The following is a 23,993-nucleotide window of genomic DNA, read 5'->3' on the forward strand; positions in this document are numbered from 1 at the left end:
GGGCCGGCCGACGGCGCGCGGCGCGCGCCGTCGCGTGCGCAACGCGGTCCCGCCTCACGAGGCGGGCCGCCGCGTCACGAGGCGGGGGACCCGGGGCCGGGCGGCGGCCGGTGGTGGCCGCGGGGGGCCGGCTCGTCCCGGCCCCGGGTCCTTCGGGCCCGCCGGCCCGGGGGCGCGCCGGCGGGCGCTGCCGACGCGGGCGGTGGTGGGGCACCGCCCGCGTCGCGCGGATCGGTCAGGCGTGGCCGGACCAGGCGAGGACCCGGTCGGAGGTCAGCCGCCGGAACAGGGGTGACCAGTCCGTCGGGGCCTCCCCGGGCTCGTTGTAGAGCTCGAAGGTCTTGCCCGTCGCGCCGGAGGTCCCGAGCGCCTGCACGCAGGCCTCCGCGACGGCGGCCCGGGAGACCCAGCCGTCGCCCCGGTCGTCCTGCTCCAGGCGGACCCGGGTGCCGGCGAAGGCGTCGTCGGTGAGCCAGCCGGGCCGTATCACGGTGTACGGGAGGCCGCTGGCGCGCACGGCGTCCTCGCCGCGCAGCCGCCAGTCGAGCAGCCGGCCGTAGGCGTTCATCGGGTGCTCGCGCCGGGTCACGAAGATCTGGCTGATCAGCACCACGCGGGGGCGCCCGCCGTGCTCGGTGGCGGCGGCGAGCACGTTGCGCACCCCGTCGTACATGGTGGTCTCGGGGCTGTCGGGGCCGGAGTTGGCGGTGCCGGGCTCGACGGTGAACACGATCGCGGCGCAGTCCCGCAGCGCGGGGGCCAGCGTGTCCGCGTACCGCACGTCGGCCCGCTGGAGCTCGACTCCGAGGGGCAGCCGGCCGCGGTGCGGGGTGCGGCTCACCACCCGCACCCGGCGGCCCTGCTCGGTCAGCCGGCGGCTGACGAGCGTGCCGAGCCGGCCGGCTCCGCCCACGACGGCGATGGGATTGTGCATGAAGCCCTCCCTGGTCAGCCTGGGCTGTGGTGCCTCACACCCAGCGCAGGACGTCCTCGGCACTCCTCAGTTCGGTCCTCGCGGGCACCCCCGTCAGGGCGGGCACCCGCAACCGGGGGTAGACGGTCACCCCGCACAGCCGCGATCCCGGCCAGAGCACGGCGCCGTCGCCGATGGCCGAGTGGCGTTCGAGCCGGCTGGGCCGGGCTCGCTCGGAGCGGACCTCGGCCATCGGGCCGATGTAGCTGTCGGCGATGTCGGCGTGGTCGCCGATCACCGCGGACTCGCCCACGGCCGACCGGACGAGGGTGCTGCCCTCGCGGACCTCGGCCCCGTCGCCGACGTCCACGTTCTCCAGGCGCACGCCCGGTCCGATCTCCACGTCCCGGCCGATCCTGACGCCCGCCCCGATCACCACCGAGCCCTCGTCGATCTTCTGGGCGAGGGTGGTGCCGGTGAGGTCGTCCTTCGTCTGCAGGCTGGTCTCGTGGATCCAGCGCCGCCGGACGGCGTCGTCGGGCGCGTCCATCATGCGGTTCATGTGGTCGTACGCGCCGTTGAGCACGAGCCGTACGGTGTCCAGGTAGTCCGGTACGTTGCCCAGGTCGCCGAGCCTGCCGATGGTGTGCGTGGCCACCGGATGGCCGCGCCGGACCAGCCAGGGCAGCAGGTCGCTGCCCCAGTCCAGGCGCTGGTGCGCCTGCCGGAACAGCTCCGGCTCCCGGGCGAGCAGCCGCAGCCGGCCGCAGTCCACCAGGTACATCCCGGCGTTGGTGGGCAGTTCGGCCCGCGGGTCCCCCACGGTCCACGGGAACAGTTCGCCCAGTTCCGTCAGGCCCGGCTTCTCCACGAAGCCCCGTACCAGGCCGGTCCTGTCGGTGCGCATCACGCCGTACTTGTGGGCGATCCCGGCCGGGGTGCGGGAGACCGAGGCCACCGTGACCAGCGCGCCGCGCTCGTCGTGGTCCGCCTGCATCGCCCGCAGGTCGAAGTCGAACAGGGAGTCCACGGGCAGCACGAGGGCGCGTCCCTGCAGGTCCCACTGTTCGAGGTTGTGCAGCGTGGCGCCGGCGGAGCCGACGTTGTAGCGGTCGTAGCGGGAGCGCGAGTACGTGATGTCGACGCCGTGGCGCTCGCCGTGACCGAGCAGGAGCTTGATCTGGTTGCGGTTCTCCGGGCCGTGGGTCACCACGTAGAAACGCCGGATTCCCATGTCCCGGCAGGATTCCAGGACCCATTCGACAAGGCGGCGGCCGGCGAGCGGGATGAGCGCCTTGCTCCTGATGTAGTCGGCGGACTCCAAGGTGATCGGCTTGGCCCGTTCACCTCGGCCGCCGGCGAGAATGACGCCGACGGTTTCTGCCTTCGTGCTCATCACGCCCCCATCGTGTTGAGTGAACCGCCCCGGCTGCCGTGGCGGGTTTTACGGCCAGTGGTCGTCGAGCGGAGCGCTGTACGGGGTCGGCTTCGACGGTAAGGAGCCGGTGGCCAGAATCGACGCCGCGGACCCCCGCGAAGCATCGGAAATATGCACCGTGAAAGCGGTCGCCAAAGTCATCGCGAGCATTCCGGCGAATTTCCTCAAGGCAGGCTTGGTGGTTTTCACGATTCCCCTCCCGTTTGGCGAAAAGCTATCTCGCTTTCGCCTCTGGAATCATGCCGCACGAAACCTGCCCGACCGGCGTTTGGGTAGCATCGCGATCACGCACTGCTGAAACCAGAAGGGGGGGCACATGTGCAGGAACCCGGACATAAGGCCGCAACCCAACGTCGTGACACTGTGCGAAGAGGGTCTCCGGCACTACCGGGAGGCCCTGACGAAGGGCCCGATCCTCGGTGAAGTCCCCGAATGCCTCATCGAGCTGGGGCTCCTGCGCCCGCTGGCCGAAGACTCCGCACTGCTGGGTGCCGTCCCTCCCGACATAGCGAGCAGCGAACTGCGCCGGCCCATCGAACGCGCCGTCCTGGTGCAGCAGCACACCATCGCCGCCATCCAGGAGTCGCTCACCGCGGCCGAGGACGTCTACCGCGAGGAGCACCGCGTATCGGGCACGGCGGTGCGCCTGCTGCGCGGCGCCGAGGTGATCGGGGCCGCCCTGCAGCAGGCCCGCGACGAGTGCCGGGAGGAACTGCTCACCGCCAAGCCGGGCGGTGCCAGGCCCTCGGAGGCGCTGGCCCGGGTCCTGCCGGGCGACCTGTCGTTACTGGCCCGGGGGGTCCGGCAGCGCACCCTGTACCAGCACACCGTGCGCACCCACGGTCCCACCCTCGCCTACATCGAGAAGGTGGCCGCGGCCGGGGCGCAGATACGCACGCTCAACGAGGTCTTCGACCGCCTGATCATCTACGACCGGCGCATCGCCTTCATCCCGGACCCGCTGCTCGACCTCGACACCACCGCCCTGGCGATCGAGCATCCCGCGATCGTCCACTACCTGGCCACCGTCTTCGACCACGCCTGGCAGCGCGCCGAGCCGGTGAGCATCACCCAGGAGCAGGGCCGGCCCCCGCTGATGACCGACGAGACCCGCAGGGCGGTGCTCCGGCTCATGGTCGAGGGCCACACCGACGCCGCGATCTCCAAACGCCTGGGCATCAGCACACGGACCGTCTCCACCCACATCAAGAAGGCGTCCGAGGCCCTGAACAGCCGCAGCCGCGCCCAACTGGCCTACCTGCTGGCCAAGTCGGCCCTCATCGAGGACACCGCCCCCTGAGAGCGCCAAGGGCGCGGCGCGGGGTCACGGCAGGTCCTCGCCGGGGACGGCGAGCGCGTCGCCGGGACGGCCGGCCCGGCCCCGCACCGTGTGGCGGGCCCGGCGCAGACGCAGGGCCAGCTGGACCTCCAGGGCCTGCAGGGGGTCCTGCCAGGCGGAGCCGAGCAGTTCGGTGATGCGCTCCAGGCGCCGGGAGACGGTGTTGGGATGGACGTGCAGGCTCTCCGCGGCGCGGCTCGGCGAGCCCCCGGAGGCGAAGTACGCCTCCAGGGTCCGCGTCAGCTCGGTGCACTGCCGTTCGTCGTACTCGATCACCGGGCCGATGGTGTTCGCGATGAACGCCGCGGTGTCCGGGGTGTCCGCCAGCAGCAGACCGAGGAAGCCCAGTTCCCGCGGCGAGGCGGTGCCGCCCGCGCCGCCCAGGGCGATCAGCGCGTCCAGGCAGCGCCGGGCCTCGCCGTAGGTGCGGTGGATGGCGGCCGGGTGGGCGACGGGGCCCGCCGAACCGACCGTCACCGGATGGCCGGTGACCGCGCCGAGGGCGCGGGAGGCGTCCCGCGCGGCGGCCGAGGGGTCGGTGCCCGGCAGCATGAGCACGAGACAGCCGTCGTCGTTGGTCCTCAGACCCGCGTGGCGGTGGGTGTAGGAGGAGGCCCAGACCAGGGCCCGGCCCTGCGGGCCGCCTTCGGGACGCATCACGAGGACGACGTGCGGCTCGTCCAGGGCGACGCCCAGCCGCTGCGCCCGCACGGCGAGCCGCTCCGGCGCCCGCGGGGAGTCGGCGAGCAGTTCGCGCAGCAGCTCGTCGCGCCCCGCGCCCTCGGCCGCCACCGCGCTGGCCTGCATGCGCAGCAGGACGGCGGTGGACTGGGCGGCCGCTTCCAGCAGGCGCACCCGTTCGGGCAGCGGCCGCTCGCCGGGGGCGAGGATCAGCGTGCCGAGGATCTCCTTGCCCGCGGTGGCCGGGCACAGCCACAGGCCGCCGGCGGAGCGGATCGGGGCCCGCTCGGCGTGCGCGTCCAGCGTGCGCTGGAAGAGTTCGGACTCGTCGGTCTCGGGAAAGCCGTCCGTCCTGGTCAGCACGGCCCCCATGGCGTCGCGCACCATCAGGGGCCCGCCGAGGCCGGCGGCGGCGTGCACGGCCAGCTCCTCCAGCTCGCAGCCGTGCAGCACCATGTCGATCAGACGGGAGTGCACCCGGTTCAGCCGGCGGGCCGCGGAGGACGAGCCGAGCGCCCGCGAGGTGTCCCGCTCCAGTTCGCTGATCTGGTCGTGGGCCTGGGCGAGCAGCCGGGCCTTCTTGATGGCCAGTGCGGCGAGGTCGCCGAGCGAGGACATCAGGGTGAGTTCGTCCGGGGTGAAGTGGCGCACGCCGCGGTCGGCGACGTAGAGCGCGCCGAAGACGGACTCGTTCTCCTTCAACGGCACCGCCATCAGGGCGCGCAGCCCCTCCTCGCGCACGACGTGGTCGGTGGCCGGGGCGTGTTCGAAGCGGTCGTCCACGAGGTAGTCGGGGGTCCAGAAGGGCGCGGAGCGGACCGCCGCCGCATTGCCGACCCCGCCGGTCGGCGGAATGGCGAAGCCGACCGTGATGCTGCTGGCGTGGCCGTCGGCGGTGACCACGTGGGAGCGGCCGTCGGCCCGGTCGGTCAGGCTGATCCAGGCCATGTCGAAGTTGAGCAGCAGCCGGGCGCGCCGGGCGATGACCTGGAGCAGCGCGTCGACGTCGTAGGAGAGGGTCAGTTCGCGGGCGGTGTCCACGAGGGCCGCCAGGCCCGCCTCGCGCTGCTGGCGGCGGGCGAACAGGCCGTGTATGTCCAGGGCCAGGCCCCTGGCCCGGTCGAGCAGGGCCACCGCCTCGGCGGGCGCGCCGGCCGACCGGGCCCGCCGCGGAGGGCCGTCGAACCGTTGCGGCGGCGCCTCCCGGGCCAGTAACTCCATGAGTCTGAGCAAGCCGTCGGTAACGAGATGGTCTTCGTCCTCCACCGTTCCACACCCCCCAATGCGGGCCCGGATACGACGCGAGTGTCTGCCCCACGGGCCTCCGTGAACCTAGATCGCCCGCCCCGCCACCGTCAACAATGGCCGGAATGCCTCATTCCGCTCCGCCCGGCCCCACCGTCCCCGCAGCTCCCGCCCGGGTGGGTGGTCCAAGCACCGCGGGAACGCGGCAGAGGGTTGTCCGGACACCTTCCGCCGGCGCCGTCGCGCTCGGCAGGATCACCGGGAAGCGGTCACCGAGGAGACGGCCGCGGACGTGCTCGACGAGCGGCAAGGGGGAACCAGGTGTCGTACGAACACGGCGACGTGCTGCCGGTACCGGAGCGGCCGGCGCCGGCCGGGGGGCGGCAGGGGCGGCAGGGGCGGCTGCGCAGCTACGAACGGTCGCTGAACCGGAGCCGGCAGTCGCGCAGCCGGTCCGACCGGCCGAAGGAGTTCCGGTTCGCGGACCGCGACTGGACCCTGCTGGACGAGGTGTTCGCCCCCCTCTACTCGCCGTCGACCGAGGTCGCGCTGGGCTTCCTCGGCCTGGCGGACGCTCCGGCCGGCGGACAGAGCGGCTCGTTCCTGGAGATCGGGTGCGGGAGCGGGGTCATCGCCGTGCTGAGCGCGCTGGCGGGCCGCACCCGGGTGGTCGCCGCGGACATCAACCCGCGCGCGGTCGAGAACACCGCGGTCAACGCCGACCGGCACGGGGTCCGGCTGCGGGCCGTGCACAGCGACCTGTTCTCGGGGGTCGGCGACGAGCGGTTCGACACGATCTTCTGGAGCTCCAACTACGTCCTGGCGCCGGAGGACTACCTGTACCGCTCGCTGCACGAGTACGCCTACGTGGACCCGGGCTACCGCGCGCACCGCCGGTACCTGACCCAGGCACCGGACCGGCTCGCTCCGGGCGGCGCGGCCCTGCTGCACTTCAGCGGCCGGGGCGACATCGAGGAACTGCACCGGATCGCCGGGGCGTGCGGGCGCGAGCTGCGCACGGTGCGGCGCACGACGGTGCTGGAGGGCGAGTACGGCGACGACCTCGTGGAGCATCTGCTGCTGCAGATCCACTAGGACCTGCCGTCGAGCTCCCGCCCGCCCGGCGACGCCGGGCGGACCGGCCGCGCGCACCGCGGGGAGCGCGCCGCCGCGTGGCCCGGCGGCCGTACGGAGACGATGCCTGTGCAGAAACGATTCATCTGGTCGGTGGCGCGGCCTGCCCGGCCCTCCGGCCGGCGAGCCCGGCCGGGTGCCGGGCGCTGCCTCCCGCTCGCCGCCCGGTCCGCGCCGGCCACGGTGACCGCCCCTCCGGTCACGGTGACCGCCCCGCCGGCCGCGCCCCGGCCGCGCGCCCGGAGGGAGCCCGGGAAGGCGCACCGCCGCTCCACACCCGCGCGTCCCCTTCAGGACGCCGGGCTTTGTGTCGTCGGACGCGAGAGGGACGAGGTCATGGAACCGTCGAAGGCGGCTGCGGTGCCACATCGCGCACCGGGCCCGACAGGACAGCCGGAGGCGGCCCGGAGGGCCGGGCGGGCCGCCCGCCCGCCGGGCCGCCCGGCACCCCCTCCCCCTTCGGGCGCCGGGGCGGGACGATGACGCTCTCCGGGTACGACGCCTACCGCCAGGAGCTCACCGCCGTCGCCGCGCGCGACGGCCGCGTGGTGTGCCTGGCGGCGCCGGCCGCCGGCGCCGGCCACCCCTTCGAACTCACCCACCCCGACCGGTTCTTCGGCCTGCCCCGCACCGCCTCCACCATGGTGGACGTGGTGTCGGGCCTGGTCGCCGCCGGTTTCCGCCCGTTCATCTGCGTCGGCCCGGGCCCGCGCGGCCGCGGCACGGCGGGCGGCCTCGGCCTGCGCATCCGCTACCTGGAGGCGGGCGCCACGGTGGTCACGCCGTACACCGACGGCCTCGACGACTACCCGGCGCTGCGGCGCCTGCCCGGGGTGACGCTCGCGGCCCCCTGCGGCGAGGCCGAGACCCGGGCCGTGGTGCGGGCGGCGGCCTCCTGCGACCGGCCGTTCCACATCCGGGTGGGCTTCCTGCCCCGGCCGTACTGGCCGCCGGCGGATCTGTCCCCGCAGCCCCTGCCGTCCCCCGTCGTCTGGGACGCGGCCGGGGTGGGCGACGAGGCCGTGTGCCTGGTGTCCGTCGACGAGGACGGCACCGCCCTGGCGCGGGCGGCGCGGACGGCGGCCCCCTGGCTCGGGCACGCGCACCTGCTGTACCTGGACGACGCGCACCTGCGACGGGCGTCGGACGAACTGGCCGGCCGGCACCGCCGGTTCGTGGTGACCGGGGCGCGACCGGGCTCCGAGCGGGTGACCGAGACGCTCACCCGTCTGCTGCCGGGCCGGGAGGTGGCGACCGGCCGTCCGGTGGGGCGCCGCGCCGACAGCGAGGTGGCGGAGCTGCTGAGGGCGGCCCACCGGCTGGCGGCCTGCGCCTGAGGGCGGTGGGCCGCCGGGCGCGGCCGGCGGATCACCGGCACCGGCCGTTCGTTCACCGCCGGGAGTGAACGTGATCCCGGCCTCCCCGGCCTTCCCGGCCTTCCCGGCCTCCCCCGCCGATACGCCCGAGCACCGGCGCTGTGCGCCGTAGGTCCTGGACCGTGGGCCGTGGACCATGCGGTAGCGGCCCGCCGGGCTCCGCGGCGGAGTCCCGGTGGCGGAGTCCCGGTGGCGGAGTCCCGGTGGCGGAGTCCCGGTGGCGGAGTCCCGGTGGCGGTGTTGCGGGCAGGCGGACCCGCGTCCCGCGGGGTGTCCCGTACGGCGTCGCGGACCCGGCCGGGCACCGGATGCCGGTCCGGTCCTGCGGACGGCTCGGTGACCGGCCCGGTGGTCCCGCGAGTCCCATCCGGAGCTTGCCCGCCGGGGCGCCCGCGCATCCGGCTCGGCGCCCCGGGCGTCCTGCCGTTGTGCGGCGACCGGGTGACCACTGCGCACCGGGACGGCTTGACCGCTCCGGCCGGCAACAGCCTTTTCCCACAGGCTCGTTGAGATCACACCTCGATTCCGCTCGCCTCGGGCACCACCGGAGCGGCTTGGTTCCGGGATGCCAGCTCTTTCAACTTTTTGAGGACAAAGCATGGACGGCAGGGGTGAAAGTCCTTACCGTCTTGGTCGCAACCACTCCCCCACGTACAGCGCAACCCGCAACCGCCGGACCGCAGATGCCCGCCTTCGCCGTCCGTCCGAGGCCGGAGGCCGGTTCGCCCCTGACCAGGCGTCCGCGGTCCGTGCCCCCGAGCGCCAGGAGGAAGAGTGAGTCAACGGCCGCACCGCCGGCTTCGCAGACATGCTGCGGGGCTGGCAATCGCCGCAGTTGTCGTCGGAAGCTGGACCCCCGCCGCCGCCCAGCCGGCCGCCCGGGCCGCCGCGGACATCCCGCCGCAGGAACCCGGAGTGACGCTGCGCGTCTTCGACGTGCAGGCGCCCTTGAAGAAGCTCTGCGAGCTGAAGGGCGGTCAGACGCCCAACATCGACAAGCTGATGCCCACCGTCGACTGGACGACGGACGCCGACTTCGGCATGGCCGCCAACTTCGTCTCCCACGTCATCGCGAACCTCCAGGTCCCGCAGGACGGTAACTACGCCTTCCGGCTGATCAGCGACGACGGCTCACGCCTGCGCATCGGTGACCAGGAGGTCATCGACCACGACGGCCTGCACGGCGCCGAACCCAAGGACGGCACCGCCGAGCTGACCGCCGGTCTGCACCCGCTGCGCATCGAGCACTTCGAGGCGGGCGGCGGCCAGCAGCTCACCCTCCAGTGGAAGCCGCCCGGCGCCGCGGACTTCACCCTCGTGCCCAACTCGGCGCTGAGCACCGACGCCGGGGTCGTGCGCGTCACCGCGCCCGGCCGCAAGGAGTGCGTCGGCGGCCAGGACAGCCCGGGCGACGGCCTTCCGCTGGCCGGCGTCCACCCGAACTACACCCTCGCCGACCTGCGCCCCGCCGGTTTTGAACCCAAAGTCTCCGCCATGGACTGGCTGCCGGACGGCAGGCTGGCCGTGTCCACCTGGGGAGAGAGCGAGACCACCGACGGGGAGGTCTACCTCCTGGACCACGTCACCGGGAACACCGGCCCGGAGAAGGTCACGGTCAAGAAGGTCGCCTCCGGGCTCAGGGAGCCCATGGGCATCAAGTACGTCGACGGCAGGCTGTACGTCTCGGAGAAGCACCAGCTGACCGAGCTGAACGACCGCGACGGCGACGAGGTCGCCGACGAGAAGAAGAAGATCGCCTCCTGGCCCTACGGCGGCAACTTCCACGAGTTCGCCTTCGGCCTGCTCTACGACAAGGGCAGCTTCTACCTGAACCTGTCGGTCTCCATCAACTACGGCGGCGCCACGACCGACCCGCAGCCGGCCGAGGGCGGCCGCGGCACGACCATCAAGGTCGACAGGGCGACCGGCAAGGTCTCCTACATCGCCGGCGGCCTGCGCACCCCCAACGGCATCGGCTGGGGCCCGGACAAGGGCATCTTCGTCACCGACAACCAGGGCGGCTGGCTGCCCTCCTCGAAGCTGGTGCACATCAAGCAGGATCGTTTCTTCAACCACTACACGCGGTACCGGGACGGCACGGGCGAGAACGCCCCCTTCCGGCCCGGCCCCTTCGACGACCGCCCGGTGACCAAGCCGGTCCTGTGGCTGCCGCAGAACGAGATCGCCAACTCGCCCAGCACACCGCTGATGCTGAAGAAGGGGCCCTTCGCCGGGCAGATGCTCTTCGGCGACGTCACCTACGGCGGACTGCAGCGCGCGAGCCTGGAGAAGGTCGACGGTGAGTACCAGGGCGCCGTCTTCCGCCACACCCAGGGCCTGGAGGCGGGCGTCAACCGCATCAGCGTCGGTCCCGACGGCGCGATCTACGCCGGCGGCCTCGGCGCCGACGGCAACTGGGGCCAGGAGGGCAAGCTCCGCTTCGGTCTCCAGAAGCTGACCCCGAACGGCACCAACGCCTTCGACATCCACTCGATGCGCGCCACGGGCAACGGCTTCGTCCTGAAGTACACCCGGCCCCTCTCCCAGGAGACCGTCGACAGGATCGCCCGGAGCTACCAGGTCCGCCAGTGGCGCTACTCGCCCACGCCCGAGTACGGCGGCCCGAAGATCGACGAGGAGCCGCTGACCGTGTCCCGCGCCGTCGTCTCCGGCGACCGCAAGCAGGTGCGGCTGGAGATCCCCGGGCTCAGGACCGACCGCGTGGTGCACATCCGCTCCCCGCGCCCCTTCGCCGCGGACGACGGCGAGACCCTGTGGAGCACCGAGGCCTGGTACACCCTCAACGCGATCCCCGGCAAGAAGGCGCCCGTCACCGCCTACGAGGCGGAGGAGGCCAAGCCCGGCGGCGGCGCCGGCATCAACAAGGACCACCCGGGCTACTCCGGCGGCGGCTTCGTCGACCGCTACGACACCCCCGGCGCCACCACCACCTTCCGCGTCGACATCGCCAGGAAGGGCACGTACGACGTGGGGCTGCGCTACGCCAACGGCCCGCACCCCTTCCACGGCGACAAGAAGATCAGCCTCTACGTCAACGGGGCCAAGGTCCGCCGGACGGTACTGCCGCCGACCGCCGACTGGGACACCTGGGCGACGCGGAGCGAGAGGCTCACGCTGCGCAAGGGCGTCAACACCATCGCCTACCGGTACGACGAGGGCGACGACGGCCATGTCAACCTCGACATGATCCACGTCAACCGTCCCGGGGAACGCATCAAGCTGTTCGACGGCGGCAGCCTGTCGCAGTGGCAGCACACCGACGGCCGCGCGGTCGAATGGCCCCGGACCGAGGGGAACTCCATCGAGGTGTGCTGCGGGGACATCCGCACCAAGCAGAACTTCGGCGACCACCGGCTGCACGTCGAGTTCCGGGTCCCCAGGCTCCCCGACGACGTCACCGGCCAGGACCGCGGCAACAGCGGCGTCTACCTCCAGAACCGCTACGAGATCCAGATCCTCGACTCCTACGGAGTGCCCGCCCTCGCCGACAACGAGGCCGGCGCCATCTACAACCAGAAGGCGGCCGACACCAACGCGTCGTCACCGCCCGAGACCTGGCAGTCGTACGACATCGTCTTCCGGGCCGCGCGCTACGACAGCACCGGGAAGATGACCGAGAAGGCCCGGGTCACGGTGGTGTGGAACGGAAAGAAGGTCCACGACGACGTGGTCGTCGACGGGCCGACCGGCGGCGGCATCGCCGAAGGCCCGGCCACCGGACCGGTCAGACTCCAGGACCACGGCAACAAGGTCCGCTACCGCAACGTGTGGGTCGAACCGCTGAGCTGACCGACCGCACCCCGCGCCCCGCTCGCGCACGGGACGGCCCCACCCGCCGGGCCGTCTCGTGCGCGCGGTGTGCCGGGCGCTTCCCCGCTCCGGCGGGACCCGCCCGCCCGGGACGCCGCCCGGTTCGCCGGTGCCGACGTGAATCGGCCCGCCCGGCCGGGCCCGCTCGTGGCGGCGGACACCATGCGGCCGGGCGGGCCGGGCGCGGCTCGGGCGGTGCGGTGCCGTGCCGTGCCGTGCCGTGCCGTGCCGTGCGGCTAGGCGTACCGGTAGATCGCGCTGTGGTCCTCCAGCTCGTCCGGTGTCACGTCCCACGGCGGCAGTTTCTGGTGCCGCGCGACGATCCGGCCGCGCTGGGCGTCGCCCCGGGCGGGCGGCTTCGCGGGGAGGTAGCGGGCCTTGGGGTGGCGCCGCTGCCAGCGGGACCACAGGAGGTCGACGAAGGCGTGGTGCATCCAGAAGACGGGGTCGTTGACGGAGGCGCCGCCGACCATGTGGCCGCCGACCCAGCGGTGGACCCGGTTGTGGGTGCGCCACGAGGAGGCGCCCCGCCCCCGCCCCCATCCCTCCAGCTTGTTGCGGAACCCCTTGGCGGACGTGGAGTCCCAGGGGGCGGTGTCGTAGACGGGGTCGTCGAGGGCCCGTTCCACCTCGCCGGCCGTGGGCAGGGCGATCGGGTCCCGGGGGCGGCCCAGGTCGCGCATGAGGAACCTGGTCTCGGTGACTCCCACCCTGATGGCCCACTTGCCGTTGCGGTAGGCGAAGGGGCCGGTCATGACCTGCCGGTCGGAGCGGCGCCCGGTGCCGCCGAGCAGGTCGTCGGTCCACGGTGCGGCCGTGCGGGTGCGGGTGCGCGTCCAGTCCCAGTACGGCACGGTCACCGACTCGTCGACCCGGCGCAGCGCACCCTCCAGGTCCAGCAGGAACCTGCGGTGCCAGGGCAGGAAGGAGGGCGCCATGTGGGCGGCGCGCAGCCCGCGCTCACCGTCGGGGACGTAGTACTCGATGTGCATGCGCACGAACTCGTCGTACTCGCCACGGCGTTTGACCTCCAGCAGCGCGTTGACGAACCGGCGCCGCTCGGACCGGGTGAGGGTGCTGACGTCCTTACGCGTGTACACCATGGTGACGATCCCCCTCGGTTCCCTTGCCCCCGCCCGGCGTACGGCTGTGCTCCCCGCGGCGGCCCCGGTCGTCCGGCGCGCCCGGCTGTTCGGCGGGGCCGAGCTCGTCGACGGCCGCGCGCGCGGCGGCGAGCGGGGTCGGGTAGGAGCAGTAGTGGTCGACCATGCTCATCCAGCTGCCGTCCGCCCGCCGCATCAGGTGCAGCGGCCGCCCGTCCACGGTGACGTGCCACGCACCGGAGCCGTCGTCCCGGGACCGCCCGCCGCCGCCCTCGACGCCGACGATGCGGCGCCCGCGGTAGGTCTCGGCGAACCGCGCCTCCTTCGCCCCGGCCGGCCCCGACGCCACCGCGAACGGCGCGAGCGCCGCACCGACCGCCGACGCGGACAGTCCTCGCAGCACCCGCCGCCGTCCCGTGGCCTGCGCGAGGCCGGCGGCGGCCGGCGGACGGTCGCCGGCGGGCCCGGCCTCACTGCGTACCGGTAGACACCGGGGTGGTCCGTTGGTCGGCAACGGTCTGTCTCCTTCTCGTCACGGCGGGCACCTGACAGCCATGGGGCACACGGTCCGAAGGCCGATCCCACGCGCGGCGGAATCGGCCCGGAGACGGTCACGGGCGCCCGCTCCACAAGTCCGGCGGAAAGTCCCGGACCCAGGGTCCGGGCGAAAGCCCCGGACGAAAGAGCGCCCGAACCGCTCAGACCTGCAGGGTGCGTCCGTCCAGCAGGTGGCCCTCGGCCTGCTGGGCCAGCGTGGCCTTCGCGTCCTTGACGGTGCCGGGCACGAGACCGCCCTTCTCCGCGCCGAGCACCCTCGTCTGGTCCAGCGGCACCAGGCCGACGGTGCCCTCGGCGGCCTGGTTCACCACTCCGGCGACGCCGGGCTTGACCTCCGCGGCGTCCAGGGCGACAGCGGGAGCGGCGATACCGGCCACGACCATGGACCCGGCGAGGACGGCGGCAGCCTTCAAAGACTTCATGGTGTTCCTTTCTTCGGCAACTGGAAAGTCACCGGGGGGAATTGCTTCATCGCCTCTAACGAGCCCCGGAGTCCGCGGAAACCCCGCGCACGGAAAATTCCGGCACCTCGCGCGCAAGCTCACCCGAATGAAGGGCATGTCTTATCCGGGTTTCTCATCCTCTTATGAACGCACGGGCCGTGAACCCGTGCACGGCCCGTGCGGCCGCCGGGAGCCGTGACGCCGAGCGGAGACGTGGCGTGGCCCTCCCTGCCGTCGGGGCGGCAACCCGACACGAAACAGGGAGGTTTCGACACACCTGCCCCTCTTGCCCGATAAAGGTGGATTCCTGGATAAAGTGACGTGTCCTGAATCAGCCGAAAACGACGTTCATCGCGAAAGGGCAACGCCGGTCATGCGTCACGCCCGGGGTCTCTCCCCTGCGACACGCACGGGGATCCATCCGTCCGACGGCCCGTCAGGGCGGGACGGCCGCCTCCCGAACCGTTCCGTACGGTGATGACCAGCCGGTCCCCGGGATCGTCGCGCGGCGCGTCACGGGGGGCTTCGCCACGCGTCCTGCACGTCACCCAGCCGGTGGACGGCGGCGTCGCCCGGGTCGTCGCCGAGCTGGTGCGCGCGCAGCGCGCGGCCGGTTTCGGCGTCACGGTCGCGTGCCCCGACAGCGGCCTCGCGCGGACGCTGCGGGAACTCGGCGCGAGCGTGCGGAACTGGCCGGCCACGCGGGCACCGGGACGGGCGCTTCCCCACGAGGTGCGCCGGCTCGCGCGCGTCGTCGACGAGGTCCGGCCCGACGTGCTGCACGCGCACAGCGCCAAGGCCGGGCTCGCGGCCCGGCTGGCGGTACGGGGGCGCGTCCCGACGGTGTTCCAGCCGCACGCCTGGTCGTTCGAGGCGGTCGGCGGGGTCACGGCGGCGACCGCCGTGGCCTGGGAGCGGTGGGGGGCGCGGTGGGCCGCCCGGGTGGTCTGCGTCAGCGAGGCGGAGCGCGCCACGGGCGTGCGCGCCGGGGTGCGCGCCCACTGGCGGGTGATCCCCAACGGTGTCGACCCGGCGCGCTTCCACCCCGCCGCCGCCACCGCCGTACGAACCGCCCTCGCGCCGCTCGCCGGCCTCGGTCCGGCCGCCCCGCTGGTGGTCTGCGTGGGGCGGTTGTGCCGGCAGAAGGGTCAGGACGTGCTGCTCGAGGCGTGGCCCTCGGTGCTGCGGCGGGTGCCCGGGGCCCGGCTGGCGCTCGTCGGAGACGGGCCGGAGGAAGCGCGGCTGCGGCTCCGCGCGCCCGGGGGCGTGCTGTTCGCCGGGGCCGTGGCCGATGCCGTCCCCTGGTACCAGGCGGCCGACCTGGTGGTGCTGCCGTCGCGCTGGGAGGGCATGGCGCTGGCTCCGCTGGAGGCGATGGCGTGCGGGCGTCCCGTGCTGGTCACGGACGTGGCCGGGGCGCGCGAGAGCCTGCCGCCCGGTCACCGGGCGCACTGTCTGGTGCCCGCCGGCCAGCCGGGTCCGCTGGGCGACGCGCTCACCAGGGTCCTGCTCGATCCGCCGCTGCGGGAGTCGCTCGGCCACCAGGGGCGCCGCCACGTACTGACCGCGCACGACGTGCGGCACTCGGCCGAGGCGGTCGCGGCCCTCTACCGCGAACTCCTCGGCGCCGGGCGCACGGCGACCCGTCGCGCGGAACACACCGAGTGCAGGGAGTCCATCCGCTCGTGACCGCCGAACGCACCGTCGCTCCCCCCGGCAGCCAGCCGCCGGAGCACCGATTCCCGCCCGTCTCGGTCATTCCCCCGCGCGGGACCGCCGACGGCGTGCGTCGTCCCGCGGGACGACGCCCCGCGGCGCGCCGCGCCCCGGGGCTGCCGCTGCTCGCCGCGGACGCGGCCGCCGCGCTGGCCGCCGCTCCCGCCCTCCCCCACCCCCTGCTGGCCGCGCCCCTGTTGCTCGCCGTCCTCTGTCTGAACGCGCGGGCGGCGCTGTACCGTCCCGCCGCCGTGCCCGCCGTTCTGGACGAACTCCCCGCCGTCTGCGCCCGGATCACGGTGAGCTGGTGCGCGCTCGCGGCCCTGGTCGCGGCGCTCGCCCCGGCGCAGGCCCTGTCCCTCCGTACGCTGCTGGCCGGCTGCGCCCTGCAGTCGGCGGCGAGCTGCGCGGCCCGCGGCACGGTGCACCGGCGCCGCCGCCGGGCACTGGCCCGCCACCCCGCCGCGGCCCTGGTCGCCGGTCCCGCCGCCACCGCCCAGCGCGTGGCCGCCGCCTTCCTGCGCCACCCCGGGTGCGGCCTCAGACCGGTGGGCGTCCTGGCCGACGACCCGGCCGGCGGCGAGGGCCTGCCGGTGCTCGGCACCGACGAGGAGGTGCACCGGGCCGTCATCCAGAACGGCGTGCGGGCCGTGCTCGTCGTCGGCCCGGCGGGCGAACGCGGCCCGCTGCTGCGGGCGCTGGCCGCGTCGGGCTGCGCGTTGTGGGAGGTCGACGCGGACGCGCCGGCGTACGGCCGGGCGGGGAGCGCCGCGTACGACGGGACCGGAGGCACGGCCCGCGTCCGGGGCCCGCACGAGCGGATCGCCGGCTTCTCCTGCCGCCGTCTGGAGACCGGCCGGCGCCCCGGCGGCCCCGCCAAGCGCGCCCTCGACGTCCTGGTCTCCGGGACCCTGCTGCTGCTGGCCGGCCCGGTGCTGCTGGCCTGCGCGCTCGTGCTGCGGGTCAGCGACGGGCCGGACGTCGTCTTCCGCCAGGAGCGCGTCGGCAAGGACGGCCGCCTCTTCACGCTGCTGAAGTTCCGCACCCACCGCCCGTCCGACGCGCACGAGGCCGCCACCCGCTGGAGCGTGGCGGGCGAGCGGGACATGAGCCGCTTCTGCCGTTTCCTGCGCCGCAGTTCGCTCGACGAGCTGCCCCAGTTGTGGAACGTCTTCCGGGGCGACATGACCCTGGTCGGGCCGCGCCCCGAACGCCCGTACTTCGTCGCCGTGTTCGGCGAGACCTATCCCGGTTACGCCGCCCGCCACCGCGTGCGGACCGGCATCACCGGGCTCGCCCAGGTCCACGGGCTGCGCGGCGACACCTCCATCGAGGACCGCGCCCGGTTCGACAACGCCTACATCGACGACTGGTCGCTGTGGCAGGACGTGTGCATCCTGCTGCGCACGGCCGCCGCGCTGGTCCGCGCGACGGGGAGCTGACGCCCGGTGAGTCACGCCTGCGCCCCGCCCGCCGCGCGCGGTCCGGCGCCCGTCCTGCCGGTGGTGGCGGTGATCGCCCTGCTCGCGGTGCCCGTCGCGCCGGACGGCGAAGGGGGCGCCACCCCCGCGGACGCCGCGTCCGGTGTCCTGGTGCTGTGGTGCGCGGTACGTCTGCTGCTCCACCGGCGGCGCCCCCTGTCGCCCACCGCCGCCGTGGTGCTGGGCCTGCCCGTGGCCGGGTTCGCGGTGGCGGCGGCGGTGACCGCCGTGCCGGGCGCGGCGGTCACCGGCTTCGTGCGCTGCGTGCAGGTCTTCGTCCTCGTCCCGGCCGCCGTCCTGCTGCTCGTCCGTGACCGGCGCGACGTCCGGCTGCTGGCCTGGGCGGTGGTCGGGCTCGCGCTGTGGCAGGGAGCCGTGGGGGTGCACCAGTACGCGACCGGGACCGGCGCCTCGTACATGGGCCGGGAGATCCGCGCCGTCGGCACCTTCGGACCGGGCGACGTCATGGCGATGGCGAGCGTGGTCGCCCTCGGACTGGTGTGCGCGGTGGGGCTGGCGCTGGGATCCGCGCCGGTGCGCGGGGAGCACCTCCCCGCCCGGGCGGAGCCGGGAGCCCGGGGGCGGGTGTGGGCCGTGGTGTGCGCGCTGCTGCTGGTGGTGCCGCTGGCGCTGTCCTTCAGCCGGGGCGCGTGGATCGCCACCGCCCTCGCCTGCGGGGCGCAGCTGGTGCTGGCGGGCATGCGGCGGGCGGTGCGGGCGGGAGCGGTGGTGGCCGCCGTCGCCGTGGTCCTCGTCGGCGGGTTCGGCATCGGCTCCGCGCTGCTCCAGGAGAGGTTCAGCACCATCGGGCGGGTCGCCGACGCGCCCGACCGGTCGGTCACCGACCGGTACGCGATGTGGGCGGCGGCCGCCGGCATGTGGCGCGAGCGGCCGCTGACCGGCATCGGCCTCAAGGGCTTCCCCGAGCACCGCGACGGGTACGCCTCGCTGGCCCTGTCCTCGGGCAGCGACACGGAGGGCGCGGGCGCGGCGTACCGGAAGCAGCCGCTGCTGTCGCCGCACAACATGTACCTGCTGGTCCTCGGCGAGCAGGGACTCGTCGGGCTGCTGGCGCTGGCGGGGAGCTGGCTGGCGCTGCTGGTGCTGGGGCTGCGGCGGCTGGTCCGCACGCGCAGGGCGAGGGGGCCCGGCCTCGACTGCGCGCTCGTCGCCTGCGGGCTGCTGGTCTGGCATCTGGCCGACTTCGCGTACGCCGACATCGGCGGGCCCACGACCGTCCTCACCGCCGTCTGCTTCGGGCTGGCGGCGTGGTGGGCGCTGGCGGGCGACGACCCGGCCGCCTCCCGGAAGGCCGCGGCACGATGACGATCGCCCCTCCCGGCGCCAGGGACGCCACGGCCCGCCCGGCACAAGCCGGCACGGACACCGGCGGCCCCGGACCCGTCCCGCGGGGCTTCCTCGCCCGGGCCGCCCTCGTCACCGCCGTCCTCTCCCTGGCCGGTGCGCTGCTGGGCCTCGGCCGGGACCAGGCGCTGGCGCACCTCTTCGGGGCGGGGAGCGAGACGGACGCCTTCCTGGTCGCCTGGACCGTGCCGGAGTTCGCGGCGACGCTGCTGATCGAGGACGGGCTGGCCTTCGTGCTCGTACCGGCGTTCAGCGCCGCCGTGGCCCGCCGCGCCCGGGGCGGTGCGGGCGACCCGGTGCGTGCCCTGGTCCGCAGTACGCTGCCCCGCCTGGCGCTGGCGTTCGCCACCGTGTCGGCGCTGCTGGTCTGGGGCGCGCCGTACGTGGTCCGGACCCTGGCACCGGGGATCGCGGACCCGCGGTTCGCGGTGGACTGCACCCGGCTGACCGGCACCTGCGTCCTGACCTTCGGTCTGGCCGGCTACTGCAGCGCGGTCCTGCGCGCACACCGCCGGTTCGTCGCGCCCGCGGCCATCTACGTCGCCTACAACGCCGCCGTCATCACGGCGATGTTCGTCCTCGGCGCCCGCTGGGGCGTGGGGGCGGCGGCGGTCGGCGTCGCGGTGGGCGGGGCGCTCATGGTGGTCGCTCAACTTCCTTCACTGCTAGGGCAGTTGCGCCGAAGGCGGGCGACCCTCCCGACGGACCCGGCAGACCTGACGGACCCGGCGGACCCCGCAGACCCGGCAGACCTGACGGACCCGGCGGACCGGCGCGCCATGAACCTCGCCCTCATCGTCACCGTCCTGCTCTTCGCCCTGTGCCGCCAGTCCCAGGTCCTCGTCGAGCGCTTCCTGGCCTCCCCGCTCCCCGCCGGCGCCATCTCGCACCTGAACTACGCCCAGAAGGTGGGCCAGATGCCGATGGTGCTGGCCCTGATGCTGTGCACGGTCACCTTCCCCGTCGTGGCGCAGGCGCTGGCCGAGGGCGACACCGAGCGGGCCCGCGACCGCGTCGAACGCGACCTGCGGGTGGTGTCGTGCGTCGTGCTGCTCGGCGCCGCGGCCGTCGCCGCGTGTGCCCCGCACCTCGTCCACCTCCTCTTCCAGCGCGGCGCGTTCACCGCGCAGGACACCGCGGCCACCGCCGCCGTCACGCGCGTGTACGCGCTCGGGCTGCTCGGCCACGCGCTGGTGGGCGTGCTCGTCCGGTCGTACTTCTCGGCGGGGCGGCCCACCTGGTACCCGGTGGCCGCCATGGCCGCCGGGATCGTCGCCACGTCGTGGATCGGCGCGAGGACGGCCGGCTCGTGGGGCGTGCTGGGGATCGCCGCGGCCAACGCGACCGGCATCACCCTCACCGCCCTGATCCTGCTGTACGGCACGGGGACGCGCGCAGTGCCGATCCGCACGCGGCCGGTGCTGGCCCGGATGGGCGGACCGCTGTGCGCGGCGGCCGTCGCCTGCGGCGTGGGCGGGTTCTGCGCGAGCCGCGTCGACTCCCCCGCCCTCGGGCTCGCGGCCGGCGGCACGGCCGTGACCGTCGTCTTCCTCCTGCTCGCCCGGCCCTTGGGCGTGCAGTACCTCCCACCCGCGCTCCGCACCGTCTCCCGGAGGCTTCCGCATGTCCGTTTCCGCTGACCGCGGCCCCCGCACCGCCCCCGCGCCGGCCGCGCCCCCGCGCGGCTCCGGCCCTCCCCCGTGGGTGGCGATGTACCACTCCGTGGGCGACTGCTCCCAGGACCCGTACCGCGTCACCGTCTCGCCCCGCCGCCTGGACCGGCAGCTGGGCTGGCTGCGCCGCCGGGGCCTGCGCGGCGTCGGCGTGCGGGAGCTGCTCGCCGCGCGCGCCCGGGGCGCGGGACAGGGCCTGGTGGGACTGACCTTCGACGACGGGTACGCCGACTTCCTCACGCACGCCCTGCCGCTGCTGCGCCGTCACGGCTGCGGCGCCACCCTGTTCGTGCTGCCGGGCAGGCTGGGCGGTGACAACGCCTGGGACCCGCTCGGCCCGCGCAAGCCGCTGCTGTCGGCGGAGGGCATCCGGCGGGCCGCCGCCGAGGGCGTCGAGATCGGCTCGCACGGCCTCACGCACGTGGACCTGACCCGGGCCGACGACGCGCTGCTGCGCGCCGAGGTGAGCGACAGCAAGGAGCTGCTCTCCGGGATGATCGGGGCTCCGGTCAGCGGCTTCTGCTACCCGTACGGGAAGGTCGACCGCCGCGTCGTCGACGCCGTGGAGGAGGCGCGCTACGCCTACGCCTGCGCCACCGACCCCGGCCACCTGGCGGGCCCCCTCGCCCTGCCCCGGGTGCACGTCGGCGAGCGGGACACGGCCTGGCGGCTGTACCTCAAGCGCGGGCTGCGCCGCCGCCCCGTCGAGGGGGTGTGAGCTCCGCGATGCCCGCGCTGAGGGCCCTGCACGTCATCACCGGCCTCGGGGTCGGCGGTGCGGAACAGCAGCTCCGCCTGCTGCTGCGCCACCTGCCCGTCGACTGCGACGTCGTGACGCTCACCAACCCCGGCGCGGTCGCCGAGGGCCTGTCGGCGGACGGCGTCCGTGTCGTCCACCTGGGCATGGCGGGCAACCGCGACCTGACCGCCGTGCCGCGCCTGGCCCGCCTGATCCGGTCCGGCGGCTACGGACTCGTGCACACCCACCTCTACCGGGCCTGCGTGTACGGCAGGATCGCCGCCCGTCTGGCGGGCGTCCGGGCCGTGCTGGCCACCGAGCACTCCCTCGGCGGCTCCCAGCTGGAGGGCCGCGCCCTGACCGCCGGCGTGCGCGCGCTGTACCTGGCCAGCGAGCGGCTGGGGCACGCCACGGTCGCGGTCTCGCCCACGGTGGCCGACCGGCTCACGCGCTGGGGCGTGCCCGGGCCGCGCATCGAGATCGTGCCCAACGGCATCGACGTGGCCCGCTTCCGCTTCGACCCGGCCGCCCGCGAACGCACCCGCCGCCGGCTCGGGCTGGCCCAGGACGCGTACGTCGTCGGCGGCGTCGGCCGGCTGACCGCGGGCAAGCGGTTCGACGTCCTGGTCGACGCCCTCGCCCGGCTCCCCCACGACTACCGGCTGCTGCTGGTCGGTGACGGCCCGGAGGGGGACGCGCTGCGGCGCACCGCCCGGCGGGCCGGGGTGGGCGACCGGGTGGTGTTCACGGGCGAACGGCCGTACCTGCCCGACGGCACCTCCGGCCCCGATCTGCCCTCGCTGACCTCGGCGATGGACGTGCTCGTCTCGCCGAGCCCGGAGGAGTCCTTCGGCCTCGCCGTCGTGGAGGGCCTGGCGGCGGGGCTGCCGGTGCTGTACGCCTCCTGTCCGGCCGTCGAGGACCTCCCGCCGCGCCTGGCCGCCGGGGCCCGCCGGGTGCGGGGCGGCGCGGACGCGTTCGCCCGCGCCCTGGCCGAGACCCGGGCCGGGGCCGGCCGGTCGCGCCCGCCGGCCCGCCCGGCCTCGCCCGCCGCCCGCCACTACTGCATCACGCGCAGCGCCGCACGGCTCATGGACGTGTACGCGTCCGCCCTCTCCTGCTCGTCCCCGTCACCCCTGGGAGTGATCCCCCGATGACCTCCGTCACCTCCAAGGCCGCGCCCCCGGCACCCCCGGCCCGGCGGCGTCCGGTGCTCCGGCGCCTGAGCGCGCTGCCGCCGTGGTCCCTGCTCGTGGCCGGCGTCCTCGCCGGAGGCCTCGCCGCGGGCACGTACGGCGCCCTCACGCCGCCCGCCTACTCGGCCACGGCCTACGTCGTCGCCGCACCGACCGCGGCGTCGGACCCGCAGGCGGCGCTCGGCTTCGCCCAGGCCTACGGCCGGGTCGCCACGCAGCCCGCGGTGCTCGGGGACGCCCAGGCGCACGCGGGCGTGCCGGTGCGGACGCTGCGGAAGAGCGTGCGGTCGGCGACCTCGCCGGACGCGCCGATGGTGGCCGTGACGGCCACGTCCGCGCGCGCCGCTCTCGCCGCCGGCATGGCCAACGCGGTCGCCCGCTCGCTGATCCGGCACGCCGACGCCGTCAAGGGCGCCACACACGTCGAACTCCTGTCGTTCTCCCGGGCCGTCGAGCCCACCGAGCCGTCCTCGGCGTCCCCGGCGCTGACCGGCCTGGTGGGCGCGAGCGCGGGCGGTCTGCTGGGCGGCCTCGCGCTGCTGGTCCGTCCCCGGCGCGCCGCCGCCGAGGGCGCGCGCCCGGCCACCGTGCCCGGTCCGGCCCCCGCCGCCGACGCGCAGGGACAGCTGTGAGCACGGCGCTGCGGACCGACGTCGGTGCGCTGCGGGCCGGACTGTGCTCCGACGAGCGGGAGTTCGCCGCCCTGGGCCCCGCCTGGGAGCGCCTGTACCGCAGGTGTGCCGCGGCGACCCCGTTCCAGAGCCACGCCTGGCTGCACTCGTGGTGGACGTCGTACGGAAGCCCCGGCCGGCTGCGGCTGGTGCTGGTGCGCGACGGCGGCGAACTGCGGGCGGTCGCGCCGCTGATGCGGACCGGGCGGACGCTGCCCCGGCTCGTCCCGCTGGGCGGGGCGATCTCCGACTACGCGGACGTGCTGCTCGACGACGAGCACGCCGGCCGGGCGCTGCCCGCGCTCGCCGAGGCGCTGTCGGCGGCCGCCCGCACCGCGCTGATCGACTTCCGCGAGGTCCGTCCGGGCGGCGCGGTCGAGAGCGTCTACGCGCACTGGCGGGGGCCGCGCCGCCGGGTGCGCGACTCGCTCTGCCTGGAGCTGCCCGCCGTGCCGATGGAGGAGCTGGCGGCCCGGCTGCCCGGAGTGAAGGCCCGGCGGGCCCGCGCCCAGCTGCGCAAACTGACCGCGCTGGGCGTGACGTGCCGGACCGCGCCCCCCGAGGAGGTGGGCGCGGCGGTGCGGCGGCTCCTCGCGCTGCACCGGCTGCAGTGGCAGAGCCGCGGGGTGACGCCGGAGCACCTCCGGGAACGGTTCGCCGCGCACCTCGTGCGCGCGGCCGGGTCGCTGGTGCGCTCGGGGGACGCCGTGGTCACCGAGTTCCTGCTGGACGGCGAGGTGGTGGCCGTCGACCTGACGCTGCTGTCGCCGCGCCTGGCGGGCTGCTACCTGTACGGCGTCCATCCGCTGCTGCGCGAGCGGAAGGCGGACATCGCCGTGATGCTGCTGGACGCCGGCGCCCGGCACACCGTCGCCGGTGGGCGCGGCACGCTCAGCCTGCTGCGCGGCGACGAGCCGTACAAGCGCCGCTGGCGCCCCGAGCCCGTGGTCAACCAGCGGTTCCTACTGGCCCGGCGGCGCACCGCCCCGCTGCTGTCCGCGGTCCTCTGCGAGGCCGCCACGCGCGGCCGGGGCAGGGAACTGGTGCGCGGCTGGAAGGAACGGGGCGGCGGCCGGAGGTGAGCCTTCCGC

The 23,993-nt window shown here is 74.9% G+C and carries 19 protein-coding genes; 13 read left to right on the forward strand and 6 right to left on the reverse strand.

What is annotated here, in order from left to right:
- Window positions 1-235: 235 nt before the first annotated feature.
- Window positions 236-934 carry an SDR family oxidoreductase gene (locus tag AB0L29_RS32385; protein WP_365832359.1) on the reverse strand — a complete coding sequence of 233 codons (699 nt, stop codon included), beginning with the start codon at window positions 932-934 and terminating at the stop codon, window positions 236-238.
- Between the two features lie 34 nt (window positions 935-968).
- Complete coding sequence (locus tag AB0L29_RS32390) at window positions 969-2,309, reverse strand: NDP-sugar synthase (protein WP_365832361.1); 1,341 nt, start codon at window positions 2,307-2,309, stop codon at window positions 969-971.
- A 109-nt stretch (window positions 2,310-2,418) separates the two neighbouring features.
- On the opposite strand from AB0L29_RS32390, the gene AB0L29_RS32395 reads away from it, so the two are divergent.
- Window positions 2,419-2,649 (forward strand): hypothetical protein, encoded by a 231-nt coding sequence (locus AB0L29_RS32395; protein ID WP_365832363.1) that lies wholly within the window; start codon window positions 2,419-2,421, stop codon window positions 2,647-2,649.
- A 57-nt stretch (window positions 2,650-2,706) separates the two neighbouring features.
- Window positions 2,707-3,651 (forward strand): helix-turn-helix transcriptional regulator, encoded by a 945-nt coding sequence (locus AB0L29_RS32400; RefSeq protein WP_365832365.1) that lies wholly within the window; start codon window positions 2,707-2,709, stop codon window positions 3,649-3,651.
- A 24-nt stretch (window positions 3,652-3,675) separates the two neighbouring features.
- Here AB0L29_RS32400 and AB0L29_RS32405 read toward each other — a convergent pair whose 3' ends face one another.
- On the reverse strand, window positions 3,676-5,592 hold the full coding sequence (locus AB0L29_RS32405; protein ID WP_365832367.1) for a helix-turn-helix domain-containing protein: 1,917 nt from the start codon (window positions 5,590-5,592) through the stop codon (window positions 3,676-3,678).
- A 345-nt stretch (window positions 5,593-5,937) separates the two neighbouring features.
- On the opposite strand from AB0L29_RS32405, the gene AB0L29_RS32410 reads away from it, so the two are divergent.
- The 3 genes from AB0L29_RS32410 to AB0L29_RS32420 all read left to right on the forward strand — a co-directional run bounded on the left by AB0L29_RS32410 (window position 5,938) and on the right by AB0L29_RS32420 (window position 11,936).
- On the forward strand, window positions 5,938-6,711 hold the full coding sequence (locus tag AB0L29_RS32410) for a methyltransferase (RefSeq protein WP_365832369.1): 774 nt from the start codon (window positions 5,938-5,940) through the stop codon (window positions 6,709-6,711).
- Between the two features lie 518 nt (window positions 6,712-7,229).
- On the forward strand, window positions 7,230-8,087 hold the full coding sequence (locus AB0L29_RS32415; RefSeq protein WP_365832371.1) for a transketolase: 858 nt from the start codon (window positions 7,230-7,232) through the stop codon (window positions 8,085-8,087).
- Between the two features lie 813 nt (window positions 8,088-8,900).
- Window positions 8,901-11,936 (forward strand): family 16 glycoside hydrolase, encoded by a 3,036-nt coding sequence (locus AB0L29_RS32420; RefSeq protein ID WP_365832373.1) that lies wholly within the window; start codon window positions 8,901-8,903, stop codon window positions 11,934-11,936.
- 257 nt (window positions 11,937-12,193) lie between these two features.
- On the opposite strand, the gene AB0L29_RS32425 is transcribed toward AB0L29_RS32420, so the two are convergent.
- The 3 genes from AB0L29_RS32425 to AB0L29_RS32435 form a co-directional block, all read right to left on the reverse strand.
- Window positions 12,194-13,060 carry a tyrosinase family protein gene (locus AB0L29_RS32425; protein WP_365832375.1) on the reverse strand — a complete coding sequence of 289 codons (867 nt, stop codon included), beginning with the start codon at window positions 13,058-13,060 and terminating at the stop codon, window positions 12,194-12,196.
- Entirely contained in the window at window positions 13,044-13,463 is a 420-nt protein-coding gene (locus AB0L29_RS32430; protein ID WP_365832377.1) for a tyrosinase family oxidase copper chaperone, read from the reverse strand. Before AB0L29_RS32430 ends, AB0L29_RS32425 begins: the two co-directional genes overlap by 17 nt.
- Before the next feature lie 295 nt (window positions 13,464-13,758).
- Window positions 13,759-14,040 carry a hypothetical protein gene (locus tag AB0L29_RS32435; RefSeq protein ID WP_365832379.1) on the reverse strand — a complete coding sequence of 94 codons (282 nt, stop codon included), beginning with the start codon at window positions 14,038-14,040 and terminating at the stop codon, window positions 13,759-13,761.
- A 498-nt stretch (window positions 14,041-14,538) separates the two neighbouring features.
- Here AB0L29_RS32435 and AB0L29_RS32440 point away from each other — a divergent pair, with 498 nt between their 5' ends.
- Genes AB0L29_RS32440 through AB0L29_RS32475 form a run of 8 tightly spaced genes read left to right on the forward strand, consistent with a single transcriptional unit; the run spans window position 14,539 to window position 23,984 of the window.
- Window positions 14,539-15,750, forward strand: coding sequence for a glycosyltransferase family 4 protein (locus tag AB0L29_RS32440; protein WP_365832380.1), 1,212 nt, complete (start codon window positions 14,539-14,541; stop codon window positions 15,748-15,750).
- Window positions 15,747-17,219: an exopolysaccharide biosynthesis polyprenyl glycosylphosphotransferase gene (locus tag AB0L29_RS32445; protein ID WP_365832382.1), complete on the forward strand. Its 1,473-nt coding sequence runs from the start codon at window positions 15,747-15,749 to the stop codon at window positions 17,217-17,219. The genes AB0L29_RS32440 and AB0L29_RS32445 overlap by 4 nt, the downstream gene beginning before the upstream one ends.
- A gap of 6 nt (window positions 17,220-17,225) precedes the next feature.
- Window positions 17,226-18,584: an O-antigen ligase family protein gene (locus AB0L29_RS32450; RefSeq protein ID WP_365832384.1), complete on the forward strand. Its 1,359-nt coding sequence runs from the start codon at window positions 17,226-17,228 to the stop codon at window positions 18,582-18,584.
- Window positions 18,581-20,263, forward strand: a complete 1,683-nt coding sequence (locus AB0L29_RS32455; RefSeq protein WP_365832386.1) for a lipid II flippase MurJ — start codon at window positions 18,581-18,583, stop codon at window positions 20,261-20,263. The genes AB0L29_RS32450 and AB0L29_RS32455 overlap by 4 nt, the downstream gene beginning before the upstream one ends.
- Complete coding sequence (locus AB0L29_RS32460; RefSeq protein ID WP_365832388.1) at window positions 20,247-21,014, forward strand: polysaccharide deacetylase family protein; 768 nt, start codon at window positions 20,247-20,249, stop codon at window positions 21,012-21,014. Before AB0L29_RS32455 ends, AB0L29_RS32460 begins: the two co-directional genes overlap by 17 nt.
- A 17-nt stretch (window positions 21,015-21,031) precedes the next feature.
- Complete coding sequence (locus tag AB0L29_RS32465) at window positions 21,032-22,192, forward strand: glycosyltransferase (protein ID WP_365832409.1); 1,161 nt, start codon at window positions 21,032-21,034, stop codon at window positions 22,190-22,192.
- Entirely contained in the window at window positions 22,189-22,863 is a 675-nt protein-coding gene (locus AB0L29_RS32470) for a lipopolysaccharide biosynthesis protein (protein WP_365832390.1), read from the forward strand. Before AB0L29_RS32465 ends, AB0L29_RS32470 begins: the two co-directional genes overlap by 4 nt.
- Window positions 22,860-23,984, forward strand: a complete 1,125-nt coding sequence (locus tag AB0L29_RS32475) for a GNAT family N-acetyltransferase (protein ID WP_365832391.1) — start codon at window positions 22,860-22,862, stop codon at window positions 23,982-23,984. Before AB0L29_RS32470 ends, AB0L29_RS32475 begins: the two co-directional genes overlap by 4 nt.
- Window positions 23,985-23,993 lie beyond the last annotated feature (9 nt).

The sequence above is a fragment of the Streptomyces sp. NPDC052701 genome, assembly GCF_040678355.1.
GTDB lineage: Bacteria > Actinomycetota > Actinomycetes > Streptomycetales > Streptomycetaceae > Streptomyces.